The 24477-nt window shown below is 62.9% G+C and carries 26 protein-coding genes and 1 pseudogene; 15 read left to right on the top strand and 12 right to left on the bottom strand.

Translation table 11 applies throughout. The features are described 5' to 3' along the window. Positions 1-56: 56 nt before the first annotated feature. Positions 57-242, bottom strand: a complete 186-nt coding sequence (locus NKI61_RS27195) for a hypothetical protein (RefSeq protein ID WP_352841745.1) — start codon at positions 240-242, stop codon at positions 57-59. A gap of 310 nt (positions 243-552) precedes the next feature. Between NKI61_RS27195 and NKI61_RS27190 the strand changes: the two genes are divergently transcribed. From NKI61_RS27190 to NKI61_RS27175, 4 genes are all read left to right on the top strand, one after another. Then, the gene (locus tag NKI61_RS27190) at positions 553-912 is read left to right on the top strand and encodes a septal ring lytic transglycosylase RlpA family protein (RefSeq protein WP_023710327.1); all 360 of its coding nucleotides are present in this window, start codon (positions 553-555) and stop codon (positions 910-912) included. Between the two features lie 252 nt (positions 913-1164). Continuing rightward, positions 1165-2442: a polyhydroxyalkanoate depolymerase gene (locus NKI61_RS27185; RefSeq protein ID WP_023710326.1), complete on the top strand. Its 1278-nt coding sequence runs from the start codon at positions 1165-1167 to the stop codon at positions 2440-2442. Positions 2443-2634: 192 nt separating this feature from the next. Then, a complete protein-coding gene (locus NKI61_RS27180; RefSeq protein WP_023672098.1) occupies positions 2635-3252 on the top strand; it encodes a transglutaminase-like cysteine peptidase in 618 nt (205 codons plus the stop codon). Between the two features lie 292 nt (positions 3253-3544). Next, the gene (locus tag NKI61_RS27175; protein ID WP_023710325.1) at positions 3545-3751 is read left to right on the top strand and encodes a hypothetical protein; all 207 of its coding nucleotides are present in this window, start codon (positions 3545-3547) and stop codon (positions 3749-3751) included. Between the two features lie 90 nt (positions 3752-3841). On the opposite strand, the gene NKI61_RS27170 is transcribed toward NKI61_RS27175, so the two are convergent. From NKI61_RS27170 to NKI61_RS27155, 4 genes are all read right to left on the bottom strand, one after another. Beyond that, a complete protein-coding gene (locus NKI61_RS27170; RefSeq protein WP_023687588.1) occupies positions 3842-4210 on the bottom strand; it encodes a helix-turn-helix domain-containing protein in 369 nt (122 codons plus the stop codon). Next, complete coding sequence (locus NKI61_RS27165; protein WP_352841742.1) at positions 4210-4728, bottom strand: Smr/MutS family protein; 519 nt, start codon at positions 4726-4728, stop codon at positions 4210-4212. Before NKI61_RS27165 ends, NKI61_RS27170 begins: the two co-directional genes overlap by 1 nt. Further along, entirely contained in the window at positions 4725-5825 is a 1101-nt protein-coding gene (gene mltA, locus NKI61_RS27160) for a murein transglycosylase A (RefSeq protein ID WP_023710323.1), read from the bottom strand. Before mltA ends, NKI61_RS27165 begins: the two co-directional genes overlap by 4 nt. 79 nt (positions 5826-5904) lie before the next feature. Next, positions 5905-6609 carry a Tim44/TimA family putative adaptor protein gene (locus NKI61_RS27155; RefSeq protein WP_023672103.1) on the bottom strand — a complete coding sequence of 235 codons (705 nt, stop codon included), beginning with the start codon at positions 6607-6609 and terminating at the stop codon, positions 5905-5907. Positions 6610-6806: 197 nt separating this feature from the next. On the opposite strand from NKI61_RS27155, the gene NKI61_RS27150 reads away from it, so the two are divergent. Both NKI61_RS27150 and secB read left to right on the top strand, forming a co-directional pair. Then, positions 6807-7307: an FxsA family protein gene (locus NKI61_RS27150; RefSeq protein ID WP_023706941.1), complete on the top strand. Its 501-nt coding sequence runs from the start codon at positions 6807-6809 to the stop codon at positions 7305-7307. A 139-nt stretch (positions 7308-7446) separates the two neighbouring features. After that, positions 7447-7947: a protein-export chaperone SecB gene (secB, locus tag NKI61_RS27145; RefSeq protein WP_023672105.1), complete on the top strand. Its 501-nt coding sequence runs from the start codon at positions 7447-7449 to the stop codon at positions 7945-7947. Between the two features lie 263 nt (positions 7948-8210). Here the strand turns inward: secB and dnaQ are convergent, their stop codons facing one another. The 5 genes from dnaQ to NKI61_RS27120 all read right to left on the bottom strand — a co-directional run bounded on the left by dnaQ (position 8211) and on the right by NKI61_RS27120 (position 12069). Continuing rightward, positions 8211-8915: a DNA polymerase III subunit epsilon gene (gene dnaQ / locus NKI61_RS27140; RefSeq protein ID WP_023672106.1), complete on the bottom strand. Its 705-nt coding sequence runs from the start codon at positions 8913-8915 to the stop codon at positions 8211-8213. 125 nt (positions 8916-9040) lie between these two features. Next, the gene (gene coaE, locus NKI61_RS27135) at positions 9041-9625 is read right to left on the bottom strand and encodes a dephospho-CoA kinase (RefSeq protein ID WP_031196671.1); all 585 of its coding nucleotides are present in this window, start codon (positions 9623-9625) and stop codon (positions 9041-9043) included. Positions 9626-9652: 27 nt separating this feature from the next. Further along, a complete protein-coding gene (locus NKI61_RS27130; RefSeq protein WP_023706940.1) occupies positions 9653-10480 on the bottom strand; it encodes a shikimate dehydrogenase in 828 nt (275 codons plus the stop codon). Further along, positions 10473-11072, bottom strand: coding sequence for a Maf-like protein (locus NKI61_RS27125; RefSeq protein ID WP_023706939.1), 600 nt, complete (start codon positions 11070-11072; stop codon positions 10473-10475). The genes NKI61_RS27130 and NKI61_RS27125 overlap by 8 nt, the downstream gene beginning before the upstream one ends. A gap of 58 nt (positions 11073-11130) precedes the next feature. Further along, positions 11131-12069, bottom strand: coding sequence for a pyruvate, water dikinase regulatory protein (locus NKI61_RS27120; protein WP_460222828.1), 939 nt, complete (start codon positions 12067-12069; stop codon positions 11131-11133). Between the two features lie 283 nt (positions 12070-12352). Between NKI61_RS27120 and hemE the strand changes: the two genes are divergently transcribed. From hemE to yddG, 4 genes are all read left to right on the top strand, one after another. Then, on the top strand, positions 12353-13384 hold the full coding sequence (hemE, locus tag NKI61_RS27115) for a uroporphyrinogen decarboxylase (protein ID WP_023726726.1): 1032 nt from the start codon (positions 12353-12355) through the stop codon (positions 13382-13384). Then, positions 13384-13926, top strand: a complete 543-nt coding sequence (hemJ, locus tag NKI61_RS27110) for a protoporphyrinogen oxidase HemJ (protein WP_023692917.1) — start codon at positions 13384-13386, stop codon at positions 13924-13926. Before hemE ends, hemJ begins: the two co-directional genes overlap by 1 nt. Before the next feature lie 162 nt (positions 13927-14088). Then, complete coding sequence (rho, locus tag NKI61_RS27105; protein WP_023672113.1) at positions 14089-15354, top strand: transcription termination factor Rho; 1266 nt, start codon at positions 14089-14091, stop codon at positions 15352-15354. A 146-nt stretch (positions 15355-15500) separates the two neighbouring features. Further along, positions 15501-16427, top strand: coding sequence for an aromatic amino acid exporter YddG (gene yddG / locus NKI61_RS27100; protein WP_352841740.1), 927 nt, complete (start codon positions 15501-15503; stop codon positions 16425-16427). 259 nt (positions 16428-16686) lie between these two features. Here the strand turns inward: yddG and NKI61_RS27095 are convergent. After that, positions 16687-16865: pseudogene (locus NKI61_RS27095) on the bottom strand (DUF255 domain-containing protein); the annotation flags it as partial. A 32-nt stretch (positions 16866-16897) separates the two neighbouring features. Between NKI61_RS27095 and mnmE the strand changes: the two are divergent. The 5 genes from mnmE to NKI61_RS27070 all read left to right on the top strand — a co-directional run bounded on the left by mnmE (position 16898) and on the right by NKI61_RS27070 (position 22953). After that, the gene (gene mnmE / locus NKI61_RS27090) at positions 16898-18220 is read left to right on the top strand and encodes a tRNA uridine-5-carboxymethylaminomethyl(34) synthesis GTPase MnmE (protein WP_352841738.1); all 1323 of its coding nucleotides are present in this window, start codon (positions 16898-16900) and stop codon (positions 18218-18220) included. A 430-nt stretch (positions 18221-18650) separates the two neighbouring features. Continuing rightward, complete coding sequence (mnmG, locus tag NKI61_RS27085) at positions 18651-20525, top strand: tRNA uridine-5-carboxymethylaminomethyl(34) synthesis enzyme MnmG (RefSeq protein WP_352841736.1); 1875 nt, start codon at positions 18651-18653, stop codon at positions 20523-20525. Continuing rightward, positions 20522-21154, top strand: a complete 633-nt coding sequence (gene rsmG, locus NKI61_RS27080; protein ID WP_031197487.1) for a 16S rRNA (guanine(527)-N(7))-methyltransferase RsmG — start codon at positions 20522-20524, stop codon at positions 21152-21154. The genes mnmG and rsmG overlap by 4 nt, the downstream gene beginning before the upstream one ends. Before the next feature lie 48 nt (positions 21155-21202). Beyond that, a complete protein-coding gene (locus NKI61_RS27075; RefSeq protein ID WP_352841734.1) occupies positions 21203-22000 on the top strand; it encodes a ParA family protein in 798 nt (265 codons plus the stop codon). 62 nt (positions 22001-22062) lie between these two features. Beyond that, the gene (locus NKI61_RS27070; RefSeq protein WP_023710318.1) at positions 22063-22953 is read left to right on the top strand and encodes a ParB/RepB/Spo0J family partition protein; all 891 of its coding nucleotides are present in this window, start codon (positions 22063-22065) and stop codon (positions 22951-22953) included. Positions 22954-23226: 273 nt separating this feature from the next. Here the strand turns inward: NKI61_RS27070 and holA are convergent, their stop codons facing one another. Beyond that, positions 23227-24270, bottom strand: coding sequence for a DNA polymerase III subunit delta (gene holA, locus NKI61_RS27065; protein WP_023702529.1), 1044 nt, complete (start codon positions 24268-24270; stop codon positions 23227-23229). Positions 24271-24477: the final 207 nt, after the last annotated feature.

The raw sequence follows: 24477 nt of genomic DNA, 5'->3' as shown, positions 1-24477 counted from the left end.
CGAGCGAAGCTCGACGGAGTGGGGGTCGATCTGTGGCGGTCGACTTTCGTCGCAACTCACCCCGGCGAACGGCTCGCCCATACCAGCCCGGCGAAACCGACCAGCATGGTCACGATGCCGATATAGAGCCATTGCGACTGGCCGGTCATGAAGCTGCCGCCGACCACGCCAATGCCTTGCAGCGACCGCAGCGCGCCGATGGCCAGTACGATCAGAGCCAGCAGATATTTGAGCAGTCTCATCGTTGGAATCCCTTTTCAAAGTCGATGGTCAACTGCGCCATGACCGTGATGACAGAGCGAAAGGACGGCGCCCAATCGCGCTCTCTTCTACTTGTAATATAACGTCCTGCCTTGCTCACGGAATCTGTGAAACAGCTCGCAATATCGCCGGCGATACGGCCGCGCCACACGAAAGATGCCTGACAAACTGTTTCCCAGCGACTCCAAACGTGTGCCGGTGCCACGGAACTGCCCGATGCTTGCCGCATTTCCTGCCTTATTCGACACTTAACGGCTGGGGTCTGTCGAAAACGGAGCCAATCCCCCCAACATGAAGAAAACAAACCAGACCGCGCTTGTCGCGGTAACGGTCGCGGCTGGCCTAATGGTCGGTGCGTCCGCCTCCTCCGCCGCCGGCCAGTGCGGCCGCGCCTCCTGGTACGCACTGCATTCCAGGACCGCCAATGGCGAACGCATGAACCCGTCGGCGCTGACCGCCGCGCACCGCAGCCTGCCTTTCGGCACCAAGTTGAAAGTGACCAACCAGAATAATGGCCGCAGCGTCATCGTGCGCATCAACGACCGCGGCCCGTTCATCAAAGGGCGCGTGCTCGATCTGTCCAAGGGCGCCGCCGGCCAACTCGGCTTCATCGGCTCCGGCCATACCTCGGTGTGCATGGCGCGCGTCTAGATCTGTCCAAGTCCGGCCCGATCGGGCCGGACACATCCTGCCCCGTTGTCCAACAGCCTTGCATTTTGCAGTGCACATTGAGCCGGCTGCACCCGCCCAACGCGGTTTCTCAAGGCCTTGGACGAAAGATTGGCATATGTCACGCCACGTGACGTATTGCATCGCAGCAATATCTTGTTAACCTCCGCGCGAGACATTCAAGGCTCGGCGCTGTCCGTCGTCCCTTCGGTCACGGCAGCTGCGGAGTACCTGATGTTCTACCAGCTCTACGAAATGAACCATGCCGCCTTGCAGCCCGCGCGGCTTTATGCCGATGCGGTGCGGCTGTTCTACACCAACCCGCTCAATCCGTTTTCGCATACGCCGTGGGGCCGCTCGGTCGCCGCCACCGCCGAACTGTTCGAGCGCACGACGCGCCGCTACAGCAAGCCGCATTTCGGCCTGAGCAAGACCGTGGTCGACTGGAAGAGCGTCGAGGTCAGCGAAAAGACGGTGTGGTCGAAGCCGTTCTGCAATCTTACCCGCTTCGAGCGGTCGGTGCCCGCCGGGCGAAAGGCCGACCCCAAGCTTCTCATCGTGGCGCCGATGTCGGGCCATTATGCGACGCTGCTGCGCGGCACGGTCGAGGCGATGCTGCCCTATGCCGACGTGCACATCACCGACTGGGTCGATGCCCGCATGGTACCGGTGACCGACGGCCATTTTGACCTCGACGATTATATCGACTACATCATCGACATGCTGCATGCGCTGGGGCCGGACACCCATGTGATGGCGGTGTGCCAGCCTTCGGTGCCGGTGCTGGCAGCGGTGGCGCTGATGGAAAAGCGCGGCGATCCCTTCGTGCCCTCGACCATGACGCTGATGGGCGGGCCGATCGACACACGCCGCAACCCGACCGCGGTCAATCTTCTGGCCAAGGAAAAGGGCATCGACTGGTTCCGCGACAACGTCATCATGCATGCGCCATGGCCGGTGCCGGGCTTCGGCCGCGAGGTCTATCCGGGGTTCCTGCAGCTGTCGGGCTTCATGAGCATGAACCTCGACCGCCACATCACCGCCCACAAGGACTTCTTCATGCATCTGGTCAAGCATGACGGCGACAATGCCGAGAAGCACCGCGATTTCTACGACGAATATCTGGCGGTGATGGACCTGACGGCGGAATTCTATCTGCAGACCGTCGACACGGTGTTCGTGCGCCATGCGCTGCCCAAGGGCGAGATGACGCATCGCGGCGAGGTGGTCGACACCAAGGCGATCCGCAATGTCGCGCTGTTCACGGTCGAAGGCGAGAACGACGACATTTCCGGTCTCGGCCAGACCCAGGCCGCCCACGATCTCTGCCCCAACATCCCGGCTGACCGGCATGCGCATTACATGCAGCCGGCCGTCGGCCACTACGGCGTCTTCAACGGGTCGCGATTCCGCTCGGAAATCGTGCCGCGCATCGTCGATTTCATCACCAGCTACGGCCGCCAGAACCGGGTTGCGGTGAAACCAAGGCTGGTCCGCTCCGCCAAAAGCTGAGGCTCGATCCGGCTGCAGCGTGCATTGCCCACAAAAGCGGGGCGATTTTGCGCGCCACAGGCGTTCTGTTGCACAATAGACGCTGTTGGGCGGGCGCGGGTAACCATGCCGAAGAATCTGGCTCCCCTTATAATTGACACGGAGTGTAAATCCCCTTTAACCTTTCGTTAAGAACAAGGGCGAACGGGGACAATGACTTCCTCACCGATGGCACGGACGCTGCGCTTGTGGGCGGCAGCAGGGCTGGCGATCTCTGCGTGCTGGGCAGTGCCGGCACTTGCAGGCGGCGCCATGGCGACGGGCGGCATGACCTCGCAGCCGATCGGCCACTATGATTTCTGTAAAACCCAGCCCGGCGAATGCTCGATCCGGCCGAGCAACCTCAACCCCGCCGCGATGACCGACGCCTTCATGCGCAAGCTGATCAACGTGACGTCAAGGGTCAACGCCGCCGTCAAGCCGATGAGCGACTACGACATCTATGGCAAGGACGAGGTCTGGGCCTATCCCGACAAGGGCGTCGGCGATTGCGAAGACTATGTGCTGGAAAAGCGCCGCCAGCTCTCGCGCTCTGGCGTGTCGCTGGCCGATCTCTTGATCACCGTCGTGCGCAAGCCGGACGGCGAAGGCCATGCCGTGCTGACCGTGCGCACCGACAAGGGCGACTACGTCCTCGACAATCTGACCGACAAGGTGAAGATCTGGGACGCCACCGGCTATCGCTTCCTCAAGCGGCAGGCCATCGACAACACCGGCCGCTGGGTCTCGATCCGCGGCGGCCAGCAGGTACTGGTCGGCGCGGTTCAGTAAGGACACGACGCTTTCGAACGAGCGGGATATCGGCCCGCGCGCCATCTTCAGGATGAGTCAGCGCCGCCCCTCATCAACGCTGCGGAATAGGTGCCGGCGCAGCGGCTATCTCCCTTCCCCCGTCACTACGGGGAGAAGGTGCCGGCAGGCGGATGAGGGCAGCGCTGCCCTCGAAATCTTATCTCTCGAAACGCCTCCTCAAAAAATTTCGCTACCTGCGTGAACCAAACCGTCTCCAGCGGCGACACACAGCCGTAACCAGAACCCAACCACCCAAACATGGAGACTTCAAATGACTGCTTTCCTTCGTAATGCCTTCCTCGCCGTTGTTGCGGTGTCTTCCTTGGCCGGATCCGCCATGGCCGATCAGACCGGTTGCGCCAAGACCAACAACTGGGGCAATCGCTGTTGCGAGCTCAACTCGGACTGCCTGGGCGGTGGCCGCGGCGGCGATCATGACAGCACTGGCGGCCGTGGCGGCCAGGCCGGCGCGAAGTAATCGTGACATATGCCCGCTGGCTATCGGCCGGCGGGCATCGCTTTCAGGAACAGCGCAAGCAAACCTTGCGCCTTGGCATCGCTTACCGGATTACTCTCGCCGCTCCAGTGCGGCCCGGATCGACGCGGTGATGCGGGCAAGCTCGGCTTCGTCCAGCTTCTCGATGTTTTCGGCCAGGAGATTGGCCAACTCGGTGGCGGCAGGACTGAGGCCGGACGTATCGAGTCTCACCCGCGGATGTGAGGCCTCGGCCAGACGCGCCAGCTCTTCGGCATCGTCCCAGATGACGTTGAAATAGCCGATGATCTTCTGGATCAGCGTCCAGGTCGGCGCGCCACGGCGGCCATGTTCCAGCGCCGACAAATAGGCGGCGCTGACTCCGATCGCCTGCGCCATGTCCTTCTGGCGCAAGCCGCGCTCGGCTCGAAGCGCCCGCAGTTTTTCGCCGAAGGGCGTCATCAGCGGGTTCGCCTGAGTCGAACGTAGAGCGCGCCCGAACCGCCGTGGTTGCGGGCGGCGTGATCGTGGCCGGAGACCAGCGGCCGGAAGGCAGGCGTCGACAGCCAGGCAGGCACGGCGCGCCGCAAGACGCCGTCGCCGCCCGACGACGACCCTTTTCCCGTAATGACGAGGACATAGCGGATGCCGCCGGCATGGGCCCGGTGCAGGAACGAAAACAGCAGCGAATAGGCCTCGTCCTGGGTCATGCCATGCAGATCGACGCGGCCTTCGATCGGCAGCCGGCCCTTCTTCAGCTTGTCCAATGTCGGCTCGTCCAGCGCGTGCGATACATGCTGCGCCTTCGGCTTGGCGGCGAGGACCGGACCGACAGCGACCGGCGTCTGTGCCGGCCTAGGGTCTACGACGATGTCGGGAATCTCGACCGCGGTCCGGCCCTTCAGCGGTCGGGCGGTGCGCGCCACCAGGTTCCACAGCACCCGGTCGTCTTCGTTGAGTTTATCGGGGCGCTTGCTCATCGATTCGATTCCGAAACGAGAGCGCGTGGAACCAAGGCATAGAAATCGGCCGCATTGCGAACGACGCCGGCGATCTCGCCGGCCGCATCGCCGGAGCCGGCGAACAGATCGCCCCGCGCCGGTCCGATGATGGCCGAGCCGGTGTCCTGCGCAATCATCAGCCGCCGGAACGGTTTTCCGTCGAAGGCGGTCAGCGACGGAGTGTCGATGTAGAAGGGGGTACCGAATGTGTGCAGCAGCCGGTCGACCGCGAGCGAACGGCCCGGCGTCAACGGCACCTTGGCGGCGGCGATAGGACCGAGTGCGGCATCGTCGACATCGGCTTCGCGAAAGAAGATGTAGGAGCGGTTCTGCCAGAGGATCTCGTCGACGCGATCCGGATGCGCCCTGAACCAGGCGCGGATAGACTGCATCGTCACTTTTTCCAGTGGGATTTCGCCGAGTTCGGCGAGAATCTTCCCCGGACCGCTGAAACGCTGGCCGGATTTGGCGGCATAGGTGACGCGGCAAAGCCGGCCGTCCGTCATTTTCAGCCTGGCCGCACCTTGCACATGGATGAAGAAGACGTCGACCTTGTCGGCAAGCCAGGCGATTTCCAGGCCTTGGCCGGCCAGCGCGCCGCGCTCGATCTCACCGCGGTCGAAATATTCAACCGGGCCCTGCGGCGTGCTGCGGGCGAAGGCCAGATAGTCGTCCATGCCCTTGGGACGGTTGGCGTCGTCGATGTCGACGAGATCGGCCGGCCGCGCCAGAAGCGGCACCGTGAATTCATCCGTGCGCACTGGTGAGGCCTCGGCCTCGGGCTCGTAGAAGCCGGTGACCAGGCCGAGGTTTTCGGATCGAATCTGGACTGGGGCGAAATGGCGCTCGAAAAAAGCCTTGGCCGCCGACCGATTCGCCGGCGAAACGGTGCGCGCCTCGTCATAAGCGCCGGCAAACGCGTCGAACCGGACGCCCAACGAACCGGTGCGGTAGGGCTTGTTCAGGACATGAAAGGCCGAACGGCGGAAGGCTTCGAAAGCGGGCAGATGGTCATCGGAATTCCAACCGGGAAGATCATCGAAGGACTTTTCCACGAAAAGCGGCGAGAGCGACACCTCAGCCTCGCCACTGCCCATGTTTGCCTGCATGTCGCTATCCCAAAAAAGCTGCCCGCACCGGGCGACATGCATAGGCTCAGTCTTCTTCCTCGGTGGCGACCAGCTTCCAGTTCGGATCTCGCGAGCGTGTGTCGCGGGCGAAGGTCCAGACATCCTTGACCTCGGCCACCGTCTCGGGATCGCCATCGATGACCGCACCCGCCTTGTCGCGGGTCGCCGAAATCAGTTCGCTCACGATACGCAGCGTGATGTGGGCCTCGCCGCCCTTCATCTCGGCCGAGACGATGTCGGCCTTGTCGATGCCGACGAAGGAGGACTGGATCTTTTCGGCTTTCGCCTCGCGGTCGCCAATCGCGGCAACGAAGCCGTCAAAAACCTCGCGCGACAACAGGTTCTTCAGCGTTTTTCGGTCGCCATCGGCATAGGCCATGACAATCATCTCGTAGGCCATCTTGGCGCCGTCGACGAAGACTTTGGGGTCGAAGGAGGGATCATTGTCCTTGATCGCGCGCAGGCCCTTGTTGAGGTCGGTGTCGGGCTTGGCGAAGGCATCGATGGCCGCGTAGGTCTCGGCAGCCGTCTCGCCCGGCATGCGCTTGCGTGGCAGCGAAACCACATTTTCGGGCTTCTGGGTCGCGTCCTTCTCGGTGCGGCTGGCCGTGTACGGATCGAAGGGCGGGCGCTCGCTGCCCGTGCGGCGGCCAAGCACGTTGCGCAGCTGGAAAAAGATCACCACCGCCGCAATCAGAAAGAAAATGGTGCCGAAGTCGAAGAATCCCATATCTTTCGCCAATCAATCCCTGACCTGGCCGGGACCGCCAGCCAATCCGGGCGGCGGTCGCATGGCGTTAAACATGCAAAGCATATAGAACGCATGGCGCAATCATTCAAATCAAAGGCAGGCATACTTATCTAACGGCCTCAGTGCCAGCGGCGATTATGCGCCGCCCGGCAAACATGGAAACGATCGGTCAAGATTTGCGCATTTCCTTCCGTCCTCTGTTCCTGCTTGCGCTGCCGCTGCTGGAAATCGCCGGTTTCGTCATTGTCGGCCGCGAGGTCGGGGCGCTGGCGACGGTCGGTCTGGTGCTGGCTTCAAGCATTGCCGGCGTGCTTCTGCTCCGGCACCAGGGTTTTGGTGTCATGGCGCGGGTCCGCGCCGAGATGGCCGGCGGCGGCGACCCCAGCCGCCAGCTCGCGCATGGCGCCATGATCGTGGTCGCCGCCATCCTGTTGATCATCCCCGGCTTCATTACCGATATTGTCGGCCTGCTGCTGTTCCTGCCGCCGGTGCGCGACCTTGCCTGGCGCAGGCTCAAGGGCCGCATCGTCGTCGCGACCGATTTCACCGCCGGCGGTTTTCGCGGCAGGTCGCGCGACAAGGTCATCGACCTCGACGACCGCGACTATTCGCGCGAGGACGATTTCAAGCGCGGTCCCGACCATAACTCGCCGTGGCGCCGCCTGAAGGACGACTGAACGTCACCTTGCCAACGACTGACTATTGACCCCTTTCGGCCTGAAGGCGGCAAACCTTGTCTTGTCTTGCCGACCATGCTAGCCAACGCCCGATTTCAATTCGGTCAGCGCTGCTGTCCAGGCAAAAGGAACAAGGCTCATGGCCAGCAAAGATGACGCGCCGGTCGGCGCCGCCAACGGCAACGGCGAAACGGCGCAGCCGTCGCTCAACGTGCTTGCCCAGTATGTGAAGGACCTGTCCTTCGAAAGCCCCGGCGCGCCGAACTCGCTGCGCGGCCGCGACAAGGCCCCAGGCATTGCGATCAACGTCAATGTCAATGCCAACCCGCTCTCCGACAAGCAGTTCGACGTCAATCTGACCTTGAACGCCAAGGCGTCCTTCGACCAGGAAGTGCTGTTCAATGTCGAACTGGTCTATGGCGGCGTCTTCGCCATCGCCGGCTTCCCGCAGGAGCACATGCTGCCGATCCTGTTCATCGAATGCCCGCGGCTTTTGTTCCCGTTCGCCCGCCAGATCATCGCCGAAGCCACCCGCAATGGCGGCTTCCCGCCGTTGATGCTCGACCCGATCGATTTTGCACAGATGTTCCAGCAGAAGCTGGCCGAGGACCAGGCGGCATCGAAGGTCAAGGTGAGCTGAAGGCAAGCGTCACGCGCATGAGTTGAAAGCCCGGCTTCGTGCCGGGCTTTTAGTATACTGAGATGCTGGCGGGACAGCACCCCCCTCTGCCTTGCCAGGCATCTCCCCCTCAAGGGGGGAGATTGGCCGTCATCGCGACCTTCGCCAACTTTAGACGTTGCAGGAATGGGCTGGAGCGGCGAAGCTGCTGATCTCCCCCCTTGAGGGGGAGATGGCCGGCAGGCCAGAGAGGGGTGTGACGGAACGCTACCTCCGCGATCCGTTCACCCCGCCGCCACCTTCAGCCACAGCGCCTTTTCACCGAGCGTCGCCACCAGCCCCGCATGCGCCGCTCGCTCGCCCTCGGTCAGGCGCGGCGGCAGGGCGATTGGCCTGGCGGCGATCGAGATGTCGATATCGGCAACGTCGCCATTGCTGTTGAGCTGCACCACGACGGCGTCGAGGACAAGTGCGGCCTGCTTGCCGCCGATGAGTTCGATGTAGACTTCGGCCAGGAGCTCGGAATCGAGCAGCGCGCCGTGCTTGGTGCGGTGGCCGTTGTCGATGCCGTAGCGGCGGCAGAGCGCGTCGAGCGAATTGGGTCCCATAGGGTGCTTGCGCCGCGCCAGCGCCAGCGTGTCGACGACGCGCCCGGTGTCTATGGCCGGCTGGCCGAGCCGCCCGAATTCCGTGTTGAGGAAGCCGATGTCGAAATTGGCGTTGTGGGCGACGAGCTTGGCGCCGTCGGTGAAGGCGAGCCATTCCTCGGCGATTTCGGCAAAGGTCGGCTTGCCGACGAGGTCGGCGGCGCTGATGCCGTGCACGGCTTGCGCCTCGACATGGACGGCGCGCCCCTGCGGATTGATGAATTTGTGGAAGGTGCGGCCGGTCGGGAAGCGGTTGACCAGCTCGACGCCACCAAGCTCGATGATGCGGTCGTCGCGCATGTCGAGTCCGGTGGTTTCGGTATCGAAAATGATCTCACGCATAGAATCAACCCACTCCTGGAGGAGTAGAATCATGGAGCGGAACAAAATGGCAATGGGCAATGCCGACAGCCTGCCGTCAGGAGCCTGATGGGCGCGACTTATCCCCCAGGAGTTAGCAGGCAAGCTCAGCGTCCTGAGAGCTCGGCAATGATCGCGCCGACCGCGGCGCGGGCGGCGTCCATGCCTTCACCGGTGTCGATGACGAAATCGGCCTGCCGGCGTTTTTCGGCATCGGGCACCTGCTTGGCCAGGATGGCCGCCAGCTTTTCCTCGCTCATATCAGGACGCGCCAGCACGCGGGCGCGCTGGATATCGGCCGGCGCGGTCACGACAACGACCTTGTCGACACGGTTGCGGCCGCCGGTTTCGAACAGCAGCGGTATGTCGAGCACGACGAGCGGCGCGGCGGCGGCGCGGTGCCTTGCCAGAAAGGCGTCGGCATCGGCCCGCACCAGCGGATGAACGATCGCCTCCAATGTCTTCAGCGCGGCGGCGTTGCCGATCACGCGGCGCGCCAACTCGGTGCGGTCGACCGAACCGGCAATCACGGTGCCGGGAAAGGCCGCCTCGACGAGAGGTGCTGCCTTGCCGGCATAGAGGCGATGCACGGTCTCGTCGGAATCATGCACCGGCACGCCGGCGTCGACGAACATCTTCGCCGTGGTCGACTTGCCCATGCCGATCGATCCGGTGAGGCCAAGCACGATCATCATTTGGCGCCCATCATTTGCAACCCATCATTTGGCGAGGATGTCGGCGACGATCATCTGCCGCAGTTCGGCAGTGACCTGCGGCATCTTGCCGAACCAGCGTTCGAAACCGGGCACAGCCTGGTGCAACAGCATGCCGAGCCCGTCGACCGTCTTCAAATTTCTCGCGCGGGCAGCGGCAAGCAGCGGTGTTTCCAGCGGCACATAGACGATGTCTGCGACAATGGCGTGAGCTGGCAGGCCGGCCGGATCGGCGGCCAGCGTCGCATCGCCATGCATGCCAAGTGCCGTCGTGTTGATCAGCAAGCCGGCATCGCCAAGCAAGTCGCCGACCGCGCCATGCGCCGAGACGCCGGCCCCGAAGCGGTCGGCGAGTTCCTGCGCCCGCGCCAATGTGCGGTTGACGATGCGGATATCTTTGATGCCGCGCACTTTAAGCGCGTGGATGACCGCGCGCGACGCGCCACCGGCGCCGAGCACCACGGCCGGAGCGTTTCTCTCCCAGCCCGGGGCATGCTCGTCGAGATTGCCGGCAAAGCCGATCCAGTCCGAATTGCCGCCCCACAGCACGCCGTCGTCCAGCCACAGCATGTTGACCGCGCCGATCATCTCCGCCGCCTCGTCGCGGCGCTCGACCCGGGCAAAGGCGACTTCCTTGTGTGGAATGGTGACGTTGCCGCCCTGATAGCCATTGGCCGGGAGGGAAGAGAGGAACTCGGGAAAATCGGCCGGCGCGACATCGATCGCATGATAGCTGCCGTCGATGCCGTATGTGTTCAGCCAATAGCCGTGGATCTTCGGCGAGCGCGAATGCGCGATCGGATGGCCGGTGACGAAAGCTTTTTTCTCAACCATCGATGGCTCCGAGCGCACGCAATTCCGCCAGCACCGGTAACAGCGGCAGGCCGACAATGGTGAAATAATCGCCTTCGATCTTTTCGAACAGCTGGATGCCTTCGCCCTCGATCTGGTAGGCGCCGACGCTCGACAACGCCTTGGCGCCGACGCGGGCCAGATGCCGGCCGATGAAGGCCGGATCGAGCTTGCGCATGGTAAGGCTGGCGATGCCGACGTGACGCCACAGCACCTTGCCGTTGCGGCAGAGCACGGCGGCGCTGTTCAGCTGATGCGTCTTGCCCGACAGCGCCAACAGATGGCGGCGGGCGCCTTCCATGTCGGCCGGCTTGTGGAACACTTCATCTTCCAGTGACAAAGTCTGGTCGCAGCCGAGCACCAGGGCGCCCGGTCTGCGTTCGCTGACCTCGGTCGCCTTGGCTTCGGCGAGTATCAGGGCGACATCTTCCGGCGACACACCGCTGTCCTGCAACGGCGCCTCGAGCGCACGCTCGTCGACATCGGCAGGCACCGCTTCGATGCCGAGCCCGGCATTGATGAGCATTGCTTTGCGGAACGGGCTGCCGGAGGCAAGGATGATTTTTTCGGTCATGGGTTCTGGGCCTGGTCGATAGTGGTCGATTGGGGCAGGAGGTCGCGTTGCCATCCCATCATCTATTCTTCCCCCGCAGGGCAACAATGGCTGCCGCGGTCTCTTCGATCGAACGGCGGCTGACGTCTATCATCGGCCAATTGTGGCGGGTGCAGATCTGGCGGGCATAGGCGAGCTCTTCGGCGATCGAGGCACGGTCGACATAATCGGTCGCTTCGTAGGTGCTGCTGTTGCCGAGCACGCGGTTCTGCCGGACATGCGAGATGCGTTCGGCGGTGGCGATCAGCCCGACGATCAGCGGCTTGGTGGCAGCGACCAGGCTTTCGGGCACCGGCACGCCGAGCACGATCGGGATGTTGGCGGTCTTGATGCCGCGGTTGGCGAGATAGATGCTGGTCGGCGTCTTCGATGTCCTGGAAATGCCGATCAGCACCACATCCGCGTCGTCCATATTGAGCGGCAGCTGGCCGTCATCATGCTCCATGGTGAAATTGAGTGCGTCGATACGGTGGAAATAATCGGCGTCGAGCACATGCTGGGCGCCGACGCGGCGGCCGGCCGGCGTGCCGAGATAGGACTGGAAGACGGTGAGGACCGGCTCCAGCACCGAAACACAGGGTAGCCCCATGGTGGCGCAGCGCTCGTCAATGCCGCGCGCCAGCTTCTGGTCGACGACGGTGTAGAGGATGATGCCCGGTTCCTCCTCTATGTCCTCGAAGACTTTCGCCACCTGCTTTTCGGTGCGGATGAGCGGATAGATATGCTCGATGGCGCGCGCATCCTTGTATTGCGCCGAGGCGGCTCGGCCGGCCGCCAGCAGCGTCTCGCCGGTGGCGTCGGAAATCAGGTGCAGGTGAAAGAAGCTCTGGGGTTTGTTCACAGGGGGCGCCTCAGGCTGTGGGCTTGTGTGGATAAACCGGGGCCGCAAAGGCGACCGGCTGGAGGCGACTGTATCAGAAGGCCAGTTGTCCACAATTCGATGCGCTGTCAGCTTCACTGTGCGGTTGGGGACAAATCTGGGGACGGGCGTTTTTGCCAGCGCTTCATCCACAGAGGCGGTTTTTCAGCGGCTACGTCAAACCATTGACTCCAGTGATGGAATCCTGGTCATCCACACTCTTTGCCAATCCCGCGGAAGAAACACGCGACAAAATGCTGGCTGGCCTTTTCCAGGGCAAAGCGGGACAGGTGACAACCACCGATACCAACAGACTCTTAGAATCAGAAGATTCTAGAAATAGACTATTTAATTATAGAGAAGGCAGGGAAGAGAGCGCTCAATGCCCGAGAACCGCATCGTGCTGGACGTGCTGAGAGGCGAGGCAGTGTTTCCGCCGCCGCTCTGGATGATGCGCCAGGCCGGGCGCTATTTGCCGGAGTACCGCGAGACCAGAAAGCGCGCCGGGTCCTTTCTCGACCTTTGCTACAATCCTGATCTGGCCGTCGAAGTGACGCTGCAGCCGATCGAGCGCTTCGGCTTCGATGCCTCGATCCTGTTCTCGGACATTCTGGTCGTGCCGCATGCGCTGGGACGCGATGTCCGCTTCGAGGAGGGCCGCGGGCCGCTGCTGACGCCAATCACTGCAGCTGAGATTTCGGCTCTCAACAGTGAAACGTTTCACGTGAATCTCGAACCGGTCTACGAAACGGTTCGCCGGCTGCGGGCAAGATTGCCTGACGAGACCACGCTGATCGGCTTCTGCGGCGCGCCGTGGACGGTGGCGACCTACATGATCGCCGGCCACGGCACACCCGACCAGGCGCCGGCGCGGCTGTTTGCCTATCGCGAACCGACGGCCTTCAAGCATCTCCTGAAAGTGCTCGCCGATCACTCCGCGGCCTATTTGATCCGCCAGATCGAAGCCGGTGCCGACGTGGTGCAGATTTTCGATTCCTGGTCCGGCGTGCTTGATGATGCGTCTTTCGAGCAGTTCTGCGTGCAACCGGTGGCGGAGATCGTCAGGCAAGTTCGTGCGGTTCATCGCGATGTTCCGATCATAGGCTTTCCCAAGGGCGCCGGCGCCCGCTACGAGACCTATCGTGAGAAGACCGGGGTGACGGGGCTGGGGATCGACTGGACCGTGCCCCTGTCGGCTGCGAACGAACTGCAGCATTCAGGTGCGGTCCAGGGCAATCTCGATCCCTTGCGGCTTGTGGCTGGCGGCAAAGCCCTGTCGGACGGCGTCGATGCGATCCTCAAGGCGCTGGGCGACGGACCGCTGATCTTCAATCTCGGCCATGGCATTACGCCGGAGACGCCGGTGGCGCATGTCGAGGCGATGGTGAAGCAGGTGCGGAGCGCGACACGCTGATGGCTCAATCGGATAATACGGGCGGCAACAGCACTCGTGGGGCGATGATGCGCATGACCATCGGCATCGGAGTGCTGGTTGTTCTCACCGCACTTTTGTTTTTCTTTGCGCCTGAGGGTTTCTATCCCTGGGCGAAGGCAATCCATATCCTGGCCGTCATCTCCTGGATGGCCGGCATGCTCTATCTGCCGCGATTGCTGGTCTACCACGCCGACGCAGAGAAGGGGTCCGTCCAGTCGGAGACCTTCAAGGTGATGGAGCGGCGTCTGCTGCGCGGCATCATCAATCCGGCGATGATTGTCACCTGGGTGTTCGGGCTTTGGCTTGCCTGGAAAGTGTTTGGCTTTCACGGCGGCTGGCTGCACGCCAAGATGGGCTTGGTGCTGTTGCTGTCGGGTGTGCATGGCTATCTGGCCGGTGCTGTCAGGAAATTCGCCGAGGACCGCAATGAAAAACCGGCGCGGCACTGGCGAATCGTCAACGAGATCCCCACATTGCTGATGATCGCCATCGTCATCCTGGTTGTCGTCAAGCCGTTCTAGGCCCATTTCGGTCGACAAAACGCAGCTTGCTCTTTCCCCCGACCGACGATAAAAGACGGGTCTTCCTTCCCGTCATGCGCCGCCCTTGATGCTTTCGGCCGCGCCCGGCATTTATCGCATCCAGCCGATATATTTTCCCCAAAGCAGATTCAGAGTCCGTCTATGCAAGAAATGAAACTCGCAGAGTTCAAGAACAAGAAGCCGCCAGAGCTGATCGCCTATGCCGAATCGCTCGAAGTGGAAAACGCCAGCGTCATGCGCAAGCAGGAACTGATGTTTGCCATCCTGAAGAAACTGGCCGCCCAGGACGTCGAGATCATCGGCGATGGTGTGGTCGAGTTGTTGCAGGACGGTTTCGGCTTCCTGCGCTCAGCCAATGCCAATTATCTGCCGGGTCCCGACGATATCTACATCTCGCCCTCGCAGATCCGCCGCTTCTCCTTGAAGACCGGCGATACCGTCGAAGGGCCGATCCGCAGCCCAAAAGAGGGCGAGCGCTATTTCGCTCTTCTCAAGGTCAACACGATCAATTTCGACGATCCCGAAAAGATCCGTCACAAGATCCATTTCGACAATCTGACGCCGCTCTATCCGACCAAGCGGCTGAAGATGGAGATCGACAATCCGACCGGCAAGGACATCTCGTCGCGGGTGATCGACCTGGTGGCGCCGATCGGCAAGGGACAGCGCGCGCTCATCAACGCGCAGCCGCGTACCGGTAAAACGGTGCTGATGCAGAATATCGCCCACTCGATCACGGCCAATCATCCGGAATGCTATCTGATCGTACTTCTGATCGACGAACGGCCAGAAGAAGTGACCGACATGCAGCGTTCGGTGAAGGGCGAGGTCGTGTCCTCGACCTTTGACGAACCGGCGGTGCGCCACGTCCAGGTCGCCGAAATGGTCATCGAAAAGGCCAAGCGCCTGGTCGAGCATGGCCGCGACGTCGTTATTCTGCTCGATTCGATCACCCGCCTCGGCCGTGCCTACAACACTGTTGTGCCGTCCTCCGGCAAGGTGCTGACCGGCGGTGTCGACGCCAACGCGCTGCAGCGGCCGAAGCGCTTCTTCGGCGCGGCCCGCAACATCGAGGAAGGCGGCTCGCTGACCATCATCGCCACCGCGCTGATCGACACCGGCAGCCGCATGGACGAAGTCATCTTCGAAGAGTTCAAGGGCACCGGCAACTGCGAAATCCAGCTCGACCGCAAGGTCGCCGACAAGCGCATCTACCCGGCCATGGACATTTTGAAGTCCGGCACCCGCAAGGAAGACCTGCTGGTCTCCAAGCAGGATCTGCAGAAGATCTTCGTCCTGCGCCGCATCCTGGCGCCGATGGGAACCACGGATGCGATCGAGTTCCTGATCGACAAGCTGAAGCAGACCAAGACCAACGCCGATTTCTTCGATTCGATGAACACGTAAGCTTCTCGTCGGCCATCGTTTCGCATTGAAGCCCCGTTCCGGGAACGGGGGCAAACAGGTCGCATTTCCGACAGGGCGTGGCCTTGGGCGGCAATTTCCATAGCTGTCGTCATGCGAGTAATCGCGTCTCGAAGATCGGAAGCCGCATGGAGAAAACAATCCCGACCCTGATCGGCTTCTCGGCCATCCTGACATGGTCCTTCCTGGCGCTGCTTTCGACGGCGGCGGGACCGATTCCGCCCTTTCAGCTGGCGGCGATGACGTTTCTGCTTGGCGGGTTGGTCGGCGCGTCGAGCTGGCTTGTCCGTCCGGCGGCGATCAAGTCGCTGCGCCAGCCGTGGCAGGTCTGGGCGCTCGGCACAGCGGGGCTGTGCATCTATCACTGCGCCTATTTCTTCGCCATCCAGTCGGCGCCGCCGGTCGAGGTCAGCCTGATCGCCTATCTCTGGCCGTTGCTGATCGTCGTCTTTGCCGCCTTCCTGCCTGGAGAAAAGCTTAGGGCCCATCACATCGCCGGCGTCGTGCTCGGCCTTGCCGGCGCCATTGTGGTGATCACCAAGGGCGGCACGATCGGACTGGCCAATGGTGTGATGAAGGGGCATGTCATCGCGCTGTTCTGCGCTTTCATCTGGGCCGGCTATTCGGTTTTATCGCGCCGCTTTGGCAAGGTGCCGACCGATGTCGTCGCCGGTTACTGCTTCATCACGGCTGCGGTCGCCTTGGTGCTGCACCTGACGCTTGAGGCTACCGTCTGGCCACAGACGGCGACGCAGTGGAGCGCCATCGTCACCTTGGGCGTAATACCGCTAGGCGCCGGCTTTTACGCCTGGGACTATGGCTGCAAGCACGGCGACATCATGATCCTCGGCGCCCTCTCCTACGCGGCGCCCCTCTTCTCGGTCATCGTGCTTCTGCTGGCAGGCTTTGGTGTGTTTCACTGGTCGGTGGCTGTTGCTTGCATCCTGATCACGGTCGGAGCGGTGGTCGCGGCCAAGGATTTGCTGTTCGCGCCGCGGCCGCTATCCGTTGATGTGACGCGGCTTCCTTCGGCCTTGGACGGAAACACGGGTTGAGCTACCGGCGTCGCAGCAGCGGCTCGGTTCCTACGGATCCGGCCCCACGGGCAGGATAGCGGTACATAGCTCCGGTCTGCCGGTCTGCGGCCGGATGCCACTGGCCAATGTTAAGTCGATTCGCATCCGTTCCGATCGCGGAGACGATCGGCGTGACGCGGGTCGGGATTTCCGATTCGCAACCGGAACGAGGCTTGCCTCATGGGGAGATGGGCTCCAGCTTCACGGTTCCGGGCCAGGAACAGGCATTAACGATGCCGGCCTGCCGTAGGGCTTGCTGGCCCGCCCAGAACTGCTTGGCGTCGGGATTAGGACCCGCCTGCTCGCACATGGATGACAAGGCGGCTATACAGATTTGGTAATGTCCGGCCGCTCCTCGCGATCGACCTTGATATTGACGAACAGCCGGTTCATGACGGCCGCGACACTGTGGGATTGTTGACACCTAGGCGACCGGTGAGAACGGGCAAATGATTTCGGGCGATTCGATCGTTGCGCTTTCCAGCGGGCGCCTGCCCGCCGGCATCGCTGTCATCCGCATTTCCGGACCGAGGGCTCGATTCGTTGTCGAAACGGTGGCTGGTGGCACGGTCAAGGACCGGTGTGCGACCCTGCGCAAGCTCCGAACGGTGGACGGGTCGCTTATCGACAACGGCCTGGTGCTGTTTTTTCCTGGGCCGAACAGTTTTACCGGCGAGGATGTCGCCGAGTTCCACGTCCATGGCGGCCGCGCCGTCGCCGGCAAGATGCTGGAGATCGTCGCCGGCTTTGACGGCCTGCGTCATGCGGAGCCTGGGGAATTTACGCGCCGGGCTCTTCTCAACGGCAAGCTGGATCTGGTCGAGACGGAGGCGTTGGCCGATCTGGTCAACGCCGAAACCGAAGCGCAGCGGCGCTTTGCCGTGCAGAATGCCGAAGGAGTGCAAAGCGAACTCTATCTTGGCTGGCGCCATCGCCTGATCCATGCACGGGCCATGATCGAGGCGGAAATCGACTTCGCCGACGAAGACGACGTGCCCGGTTCCGTTTCGGACACGGTTTGGTCCGATGTGCGCGCAATGGTGGGGGAGATCGGCCGGCATGTCGATGGCTTCCATGCCGCCGAGATCATCCGTGACGGGTTTGAGGTTGTCATCCTCGGTGCACCGAACGCCGGCAAATCCAGCCTGTTCAACGCGCTGGCCAAGCGTGAGGCGGCGATTGTTACCGACGAGCCCGGCACGACGCGGGACTTGCTCGAAGTGGTGCTGGATGTCCACGGAGTGCGGGTCAGGGTAACCGACACCGCGGGCCTGCGCGAGGCGCCCGGCAAGATCGAAGCGATCGGTATCGAAAAGGCGCGGGCCAAGGCGCACACGGCTGACCTGGTGCTGTTGCTGGAAGATCTGGCGGACCCGAGTGCGATCGGCAACATGCCTGTCGAGGCCCCGGCTTTGAGAATCGGCACCAAGGTCGATCTCTTGAAAGGTTCGCCGCGATTGGAGGCGTATGATGCGTTGATCTCGACGGTGGACGGCACTGGGTTGGCTGAACTCCTGGCCGAGATCGGCAGGCGCGCCGCGGCTGCTATCGGCGATGCCGGTGACATCCTGCCGTCTCGGTTGCGGCATGTGGAGCTGCTCAATGAGACCAGGCGCTTTCTGATCTCGGCTTTGTCGGGGCAAGAGCGCGGCCAGGAGCTGCGGGCGGAGGAGCTGCGTCTTGCGGTGGACCGGCTCGGCCGGATTGTCGGCGCGGTGGATGTCGAGGACCTGCTGGACGTAATCTTTTCGCAGTTTTGCATTGGAAAGTGACTCACGTGAAACAGGGGGGCGCGCTGTGTGAGTGACTCACGTGAAACACAGGGGGCCACCCTAGTGCGTGTTTCACGTGAAATGAGGAGTTTGGCAAAAACGGCAAGTGCCGAAGGCCGGCCCCGCCCCTCATTGTCCTCCCGGGCATTTCTCACGTGCAGTGACGGGGAGAAAGATACTGTTATCCGGGATTTCGCCAACCACCGAAGCGCGCCAGCGCTTGAGCTCCTCCTTGTTCACCGGGAGAAGATGCCGGCAGGCAGATGAGGGGCAGCGCCAGCCGAGGTAATTGTCGCCGCTTCCCTGACTCACGTGAAACACCTCTGCGGCTTTCAGCACTCCGTTCCCCGTGAACGAATCAACCTGCAATCCTTGACAGCGTCCTCTCGTGGGGACATGTGTCGGGAAATCTCTGAATCTGGAAGGGACAATGATCGATCACTATGATGTGGTTGTGGTGGGCGGTGGCCATGCCGGGTGCGAGGCTGCGAGCGCTGCCGCGCGCGCCGGTGCCAGGACCGCGCTGATCACGCTGCGCTTCGACACGATCGGTGTCATGTCCTGCAATCCGGCGATCGGCGGCCTCGGGAAGGGCCATCTGGTGCGTGAGATCGACGCCATGGACGGGCTGATGGGCCGCATCGCCGATGCTGCCGGCATCCAATTCCGCCTGCTTAATCGCCGCAAAGGCCCTGCCGTGCGCGGGCCGCGCACGCAGGCCGACCGCAAGCTTTACCGGCTGGCCATGCAGGAAGCGATTCGGCAGCAGAACGGTCTCGACGTCGTCGAAGGCGAAGTCTTGGATTTCGAGATCGAAGAAGGACGGATCGCCGCTGTGCTCCTGGCCGACGGGCGCCGGTTGGCGTGCGGTGCAGTCGTCCTGACCACCGGCACTTTTCTTCGCGGCCTCATCCACATTGGCGACAGGAAGATTGTCGCCGGGCGGATGAACGAGCAAGCGAGCCTTGGCCTGTCGGCGACGATGAGCCGCGCCGGTTTCGCGCTTGGACGGCTGAAGACCGGCACGCCGCCGCGGCTCGATGGCCGCACCATCGACTGGGCGTCGCTGGAAAGCCAGGCGGCCGACGAACATCCAGTGCCGTTCTCGCTGCTCACCGACACAATCAAGAATCCGCAAATCCATTGCGGCATCACGCGTACGACACCGGCGACGCACGCGCTGATCCGCGCCAATCTCGGCCGCTCCGCCATGTATTCCGGCTCGATCGAAGGCGTAGGTCCACGTTACTGCCCGTCGATCGAAGACAAGATCGTCAAGTTCGGCGATCGAGAAGGTCATCAGATATTCCTCGAGCCGGAAGGGCTGGACGACGACACGGTCTACCCCAATGGCATTTCGACCTCCCTGCCCGAGGATGTGCAACTCGACATTCTCAAAACTATACCCGGGCTAGAGCGGGCGACCATGCTGCAGCCCGGCTACGCCATCGAATACGACCATGTCGATCCGCGCGAGTTGGAGCCGACGCTTGAGGCCAAACGTATTGCGCGGCTTTTCCTAGCCGGTCAGATCAACGGCACCACCGGTTATGAAGAAGCCGGGGCGCAGGGCCTGCTTGCCGGGCTCAACGCCGCGCGCAAGGCGGCGGCCGACGACCAAATCGTGCTCAGCCGCACCGAAGCCTATATCGGTGTGATGGTCGACGACCTCACCAGCCGCGGCATTGCCGAGCCCTACCGCATGTTCACTTCGCGGGCGGAGTTTCGCCTATCGCTGCGCGCCGACAATGCCGATGAAAGGCTTACGCCTCTGGCAAATCAGCTTGGTATCGTGTCGCCGGAGCGGACGCGGCGGTTCAATGAAGTCACACAGGATCTTGATAGGGCGCGCGAACTCGCAGTTGCGACGACGATGACGCCCAACGAAGCGGCGCGGCATGGGCTGGAGATCAACAGGGACGGCGTGCGCCGCTCCGCCTATGAATTGCTTGCTTATCCCGGCGTCGATATCGCTTGGCTCGCCCGTGTTGTGCCGGCCTTTGGCGCAATCGATGTCAAAACCTCTGAGCGGCTCGAAACGGAAGCGAAATACTCGGTTTACCTCGATCGCCAGCAGGCAGATGTCGCACAAATCCGCCACGAGGAAAGCCGGCTGATCCCGGCGTCGGTGGATTTCGCCGATGTTCCTGGCCTGTCCAATGAGCTGAAGCAGAAGATGCTAACGCGTCAGCCCCGGTCGATCGCTGACGCGCAGCGTATGGAAGGCATGACGCCGGCGGCGCTGGCCATCATCGTCGCGCACGTCCGCAACGCCGAGTCGGCCGCCCAAAGGGCCGTTGCGTGAGCTCTGCCTCATGGGCGAGCCTGCAAGAGGCTGCGGGACCGGTTTCACGTGAAACATTCGATCGCCTGGTGGCGTTCGAACAGCTGTTCCTGAAATGGAACCGAAGCATCAATCTGGCCGCGCCGTCGACGCTGGACGACGTCTGGGGCCGCCACATTCTGGATAGCGCGCAACTGGCGCGAATCGCACCGCAGGCCAAACGCTGGGCCGATCTCGGCTCGGGCGGCGGTTTTCCGGGCCTGGTGCTGGCCTTCCTGCTGGTCGAACGCGAAGGCGCGTCGATCGATCTGGTCGAGAGCAACCGCAAGAAAGCATCGTTTTTGCAGGCGGTCATTGGCCAGTTCGGTTTGCCGGCACGGGTCGTCGCCCGGCGCATCGACGACAGCTATGCGCTTGTTTCCGCACCGGAAATCATCACGGCGCGGGCGCTGGCCGCGCTGCCGGCGCTGCTTGACCTGTCGGCGCCATGGCTGACCAAGGGGTCACGTGCGCTTTTCCACAAAGGCCGGGATTACCGCTCCGAGGTGGAAGAAAGCACTCACCGCTGGGCTTTCGATCTGGTAGAACATCCGAGCATGACCGACGCCCATGGCGTCATCCTCGAAGTGACCGATCTGCGGACGGCGTAAGCTCTCCTTCGCAACCTTGGCGACGCAATGAATACCTGGCACAGACCCATGAAAACCGGACCTCGCATCATCACCGTCGCCAACCAGAAGGGCGGCGTCGGCAAGACCACCACCGCCATCAATCTGGCCACGGCGCTGGCCGCGATCGGCGAAAAGGTGCTGATCGTCGATCTCGACCCGCAAGGCAATGCCTCGACGGGTCTCGGTATCGACCGCAAGGATCGCACCGTCTCCTCCTATGACGTGTTGACCGGCGAACTGGGCCTGGAAGAGGCGGCCATTCCGACGGCGGTGCCCGGCCTGTCGATCGTGCCGTCGACGCTCGATCTGCTCGGCATCGAGATGGAAATCGCCTCGGCGCCGGATCGCGTGCTTAAGCTGCGCAACGCGCTGCGCGCCGCCACTGAGCGCGGTGCGCCGTTCGGCTATGTGCTGATCGACTGCCCGCCCTCGCTCAACCTTTTGACTTTGAATTCAATGGCGGCAGCCGATTCTGTTCTTGTGCCGCTGCAGTGCGAGTTCTTCGCGCTGGAAGGGCTCAGCCAACTCCTGGAAACGGTGGACCAGGTGCGCCGTTCGATCAATCCGGACCTGATAATCCAGGGCATCGTGCTGACCATGTATGACGGCCGCAACAACCTCGCCAACCAGGTGGTGCAGGACGTGCGGGCACACATGGGCGACAAGGTCTACGAGACGATCATTCCTAGGAATGTGCGGGTGTCCGAGGCGCCGTCCTATGGCAAGCCGGCAATCCTCTACGACCTGAAATGCTCCGGCAGCCAAGCCTATCTGCAATTGGCATCCGAAGTGATCCGCCGCGAGCGAAAATTGCGCGCCGCATGATTAGGCAGGGTCGATAAACAAAGCCGATCCGGCACCGAAACGATCATGAATCTGGAATTGAGATGAGCGAAGACCTTTCGAGAAAGAGACTGGGGCGTGGACTGGCGGCGCTGATCGGGGAGATCGACCGCCCGGTGGCAGCGGCCGAAAAGCCGGGCTTGAATGCGGACGGCAAGGTGCCGATCGAATTCCTGAGCCCGAACCCGAAAAACCCGCGCCGGCACTTTGGCGACGCCGACCTGACCGATCTCGCCCAGTCGATCCGCGAACATGGCGTGGTGCAGCCGGTGGTGGCGCGGCCTTCGCCGACGCAGGCCGGGCGCTACGAAATCATCGCCGGCGAGCGGCGCTGGCGCGCGGCCCAGCGAGCCGGGCTGACCGAGATCCCGATCATCGTGCGCGACGTCAACGACCGCACAGCGCTGGAACTGGCGATCATAGAAAACGTTCAGCGCACCGATCTCAACCCGGTCGAGGAGGCGCTCGGCTACCAGCAGTTGATCGACGACCACGGCTACACACAGGCCGACCTCGGCAATGTCATCGGCAAGAGCCGCAGCCACGTGGCCAACACGCTGCGGCTGCTGAAGCTGCCCGACGTGATCCGCGACATGCTGGTCGACGGCGCGCTGTCGGCCGGCCATGCCCGGACGCTGGTGACGGCGCAGGATCCCGCCGGGCTAGCCAAGCAGATCGTCGAAGAAGGGCTTTCGGTGCGCCAGGCCGAGGCGCTGGCGCAGATGCCGGCGGGCGGCACGCCGCCCAAGGCAAAACCAGCACACGGCGCATCGGGCAAGGATGCCGACACGCTGGCGCTAGAAAGGCTGATGACCAACACGATCGGCATGATCGTGACCATCGAGCACAAGGGCAAAGGCGGCGCGATCCGCGTGGACTACCGCAGCCTGGAGCAGCTCGACGAGCTATGCCGGCGGTTGAAGGACGAGCGGTAGAAGGTTGAGGTTGCGCCATATTTAGCCGGCGAATGAAGTTCTGGCTTAGGATGAAGAAAGGGCTTGGCGGTTGCCGGCCCTTCTTTTTATTGGCGATTGCCGAAGGGATCGAACTGCTGATCTCCCCCCTTGAGGGGGAGATGGCCGGCAGGCCAGAAGGGGTCGTCTCGCATCAAGCGCCGACCTCGTTTGTCGTTGCGAAAGGCGCCAGCGCTCCACGCGCGGCGACCCCCTCTGTCGCCTTTGGCGACATCTCCCCCTCAAGGGGGGAGATCACCGCTGCGCCAGCCTCGCGCTCTCCACCGCAATGCTGAGCAGCGCCTGCCGTGCCAGCGCTTCCGACAAATCCGGCCTGCGCCTGGTCTGCAGCACGGCCGATTGCAGCCGGTTCAGCGCGCGGCTGAGCGCCTCGACGTTCCAGCGCTCCAGCGCCTTCTCCACCAGCTTGCGCCGCGAGAAAAACACCGGCGGACGGGCGCCGGCCATGGCCGAGGCGGCGTTGCGGCCGGCGGTGTCCATCTGGCCGCGCATGACCTGAAGCTGCTGCAGCTGCCGCATCGCCGAGGACAGCACCAGGAAAGGATGGCCGCCGGACAGGCAGTGGCGGGTGAAGGCGGTGTCGAAGTCACCGATCCTGCCCTCCAGCACAGCATCGACCGCGTCGTCGAAGGAGGCGCCGGAGACGTCGCCGGACATCGCCCTTACGTCGTCGAGGCTGATGTCCTTCTGGCCGTGGGCATAAAGCACCAGTTTTTCGATCTCACCGCGTGAGGCCAACCGGTCGCCGCCGAGATTGCGGCGCAGCGCCTGGCGTGCGTCGAGCGCCATCGACATGCCGGCCTTGCGCAACTCGTCGTCGATGACGCTGTCGATGTCGCGGGCTTCATCGGCGTAGCAAGGCAGCGCCATGGCGGTGTCGGCGGCCTCGACGATCGCGCGCAGTCCGACGCCCTTTTTCAGGTCGCCGGCCTCGATGAGAATGATGGCGTCGCGCGCGGGCTCCGCGGTCAGCGCCTTGACGTCGTCGGCCAGGGCCTTCTGGCCGCTGGCATTTCGCACCCACAGAAGCCGCCGGTCGGAGAACATCGGCACGGTGCGGGCTTCGTCGAGCAGCCGGCCCTGGTCGCGATCGACCTCCGCGCCATCGAGCCGGACGACTGAGAACGGATCGTCGAGCGACAGGCCGGTTTTCGCGGCAAAGGCTTTGGCCCGCTCGGCGACCAAGCCGCGGTCGGGACCGTAAAGCAGGACGATCGATATGCGCGCGTCAGGCTTCGCCAGCCACGAATCGACCTCGTATCCTTTTTTCTGCGCCATGGAGGGTGGTTAGCATGATGCGGTCGCTGAGTGAACGTTCTCCAAAGCGTTCGAGACCTTGGCGCCCTTCCTCTCCCTCCGGAGGGGGGAGAGGTGGCTCGGCGAAGCCGAGACGGAGTGGGGGAGCCACGTGGCAATCGCCGCGAACGGACAAAGGAAGGGCACTATTTCAAGCATTGCCTAGCGCCCAAGGGTCGACCCCCACTC

It is taken from the genome of Mesorhizobium sp. M0514 (assembly GCF_040321145.1).
Classification (GTDB): Bacteria; Pseudomonadota; Alphaproteobacteria; order Rhizobiales; family Rhizobiaceae; genus Mesorhizobium.
Note: the sequence above shows the minus strand (reverse complement) of the source record. Positions and strands in the feature narration are given on the sequence as shown.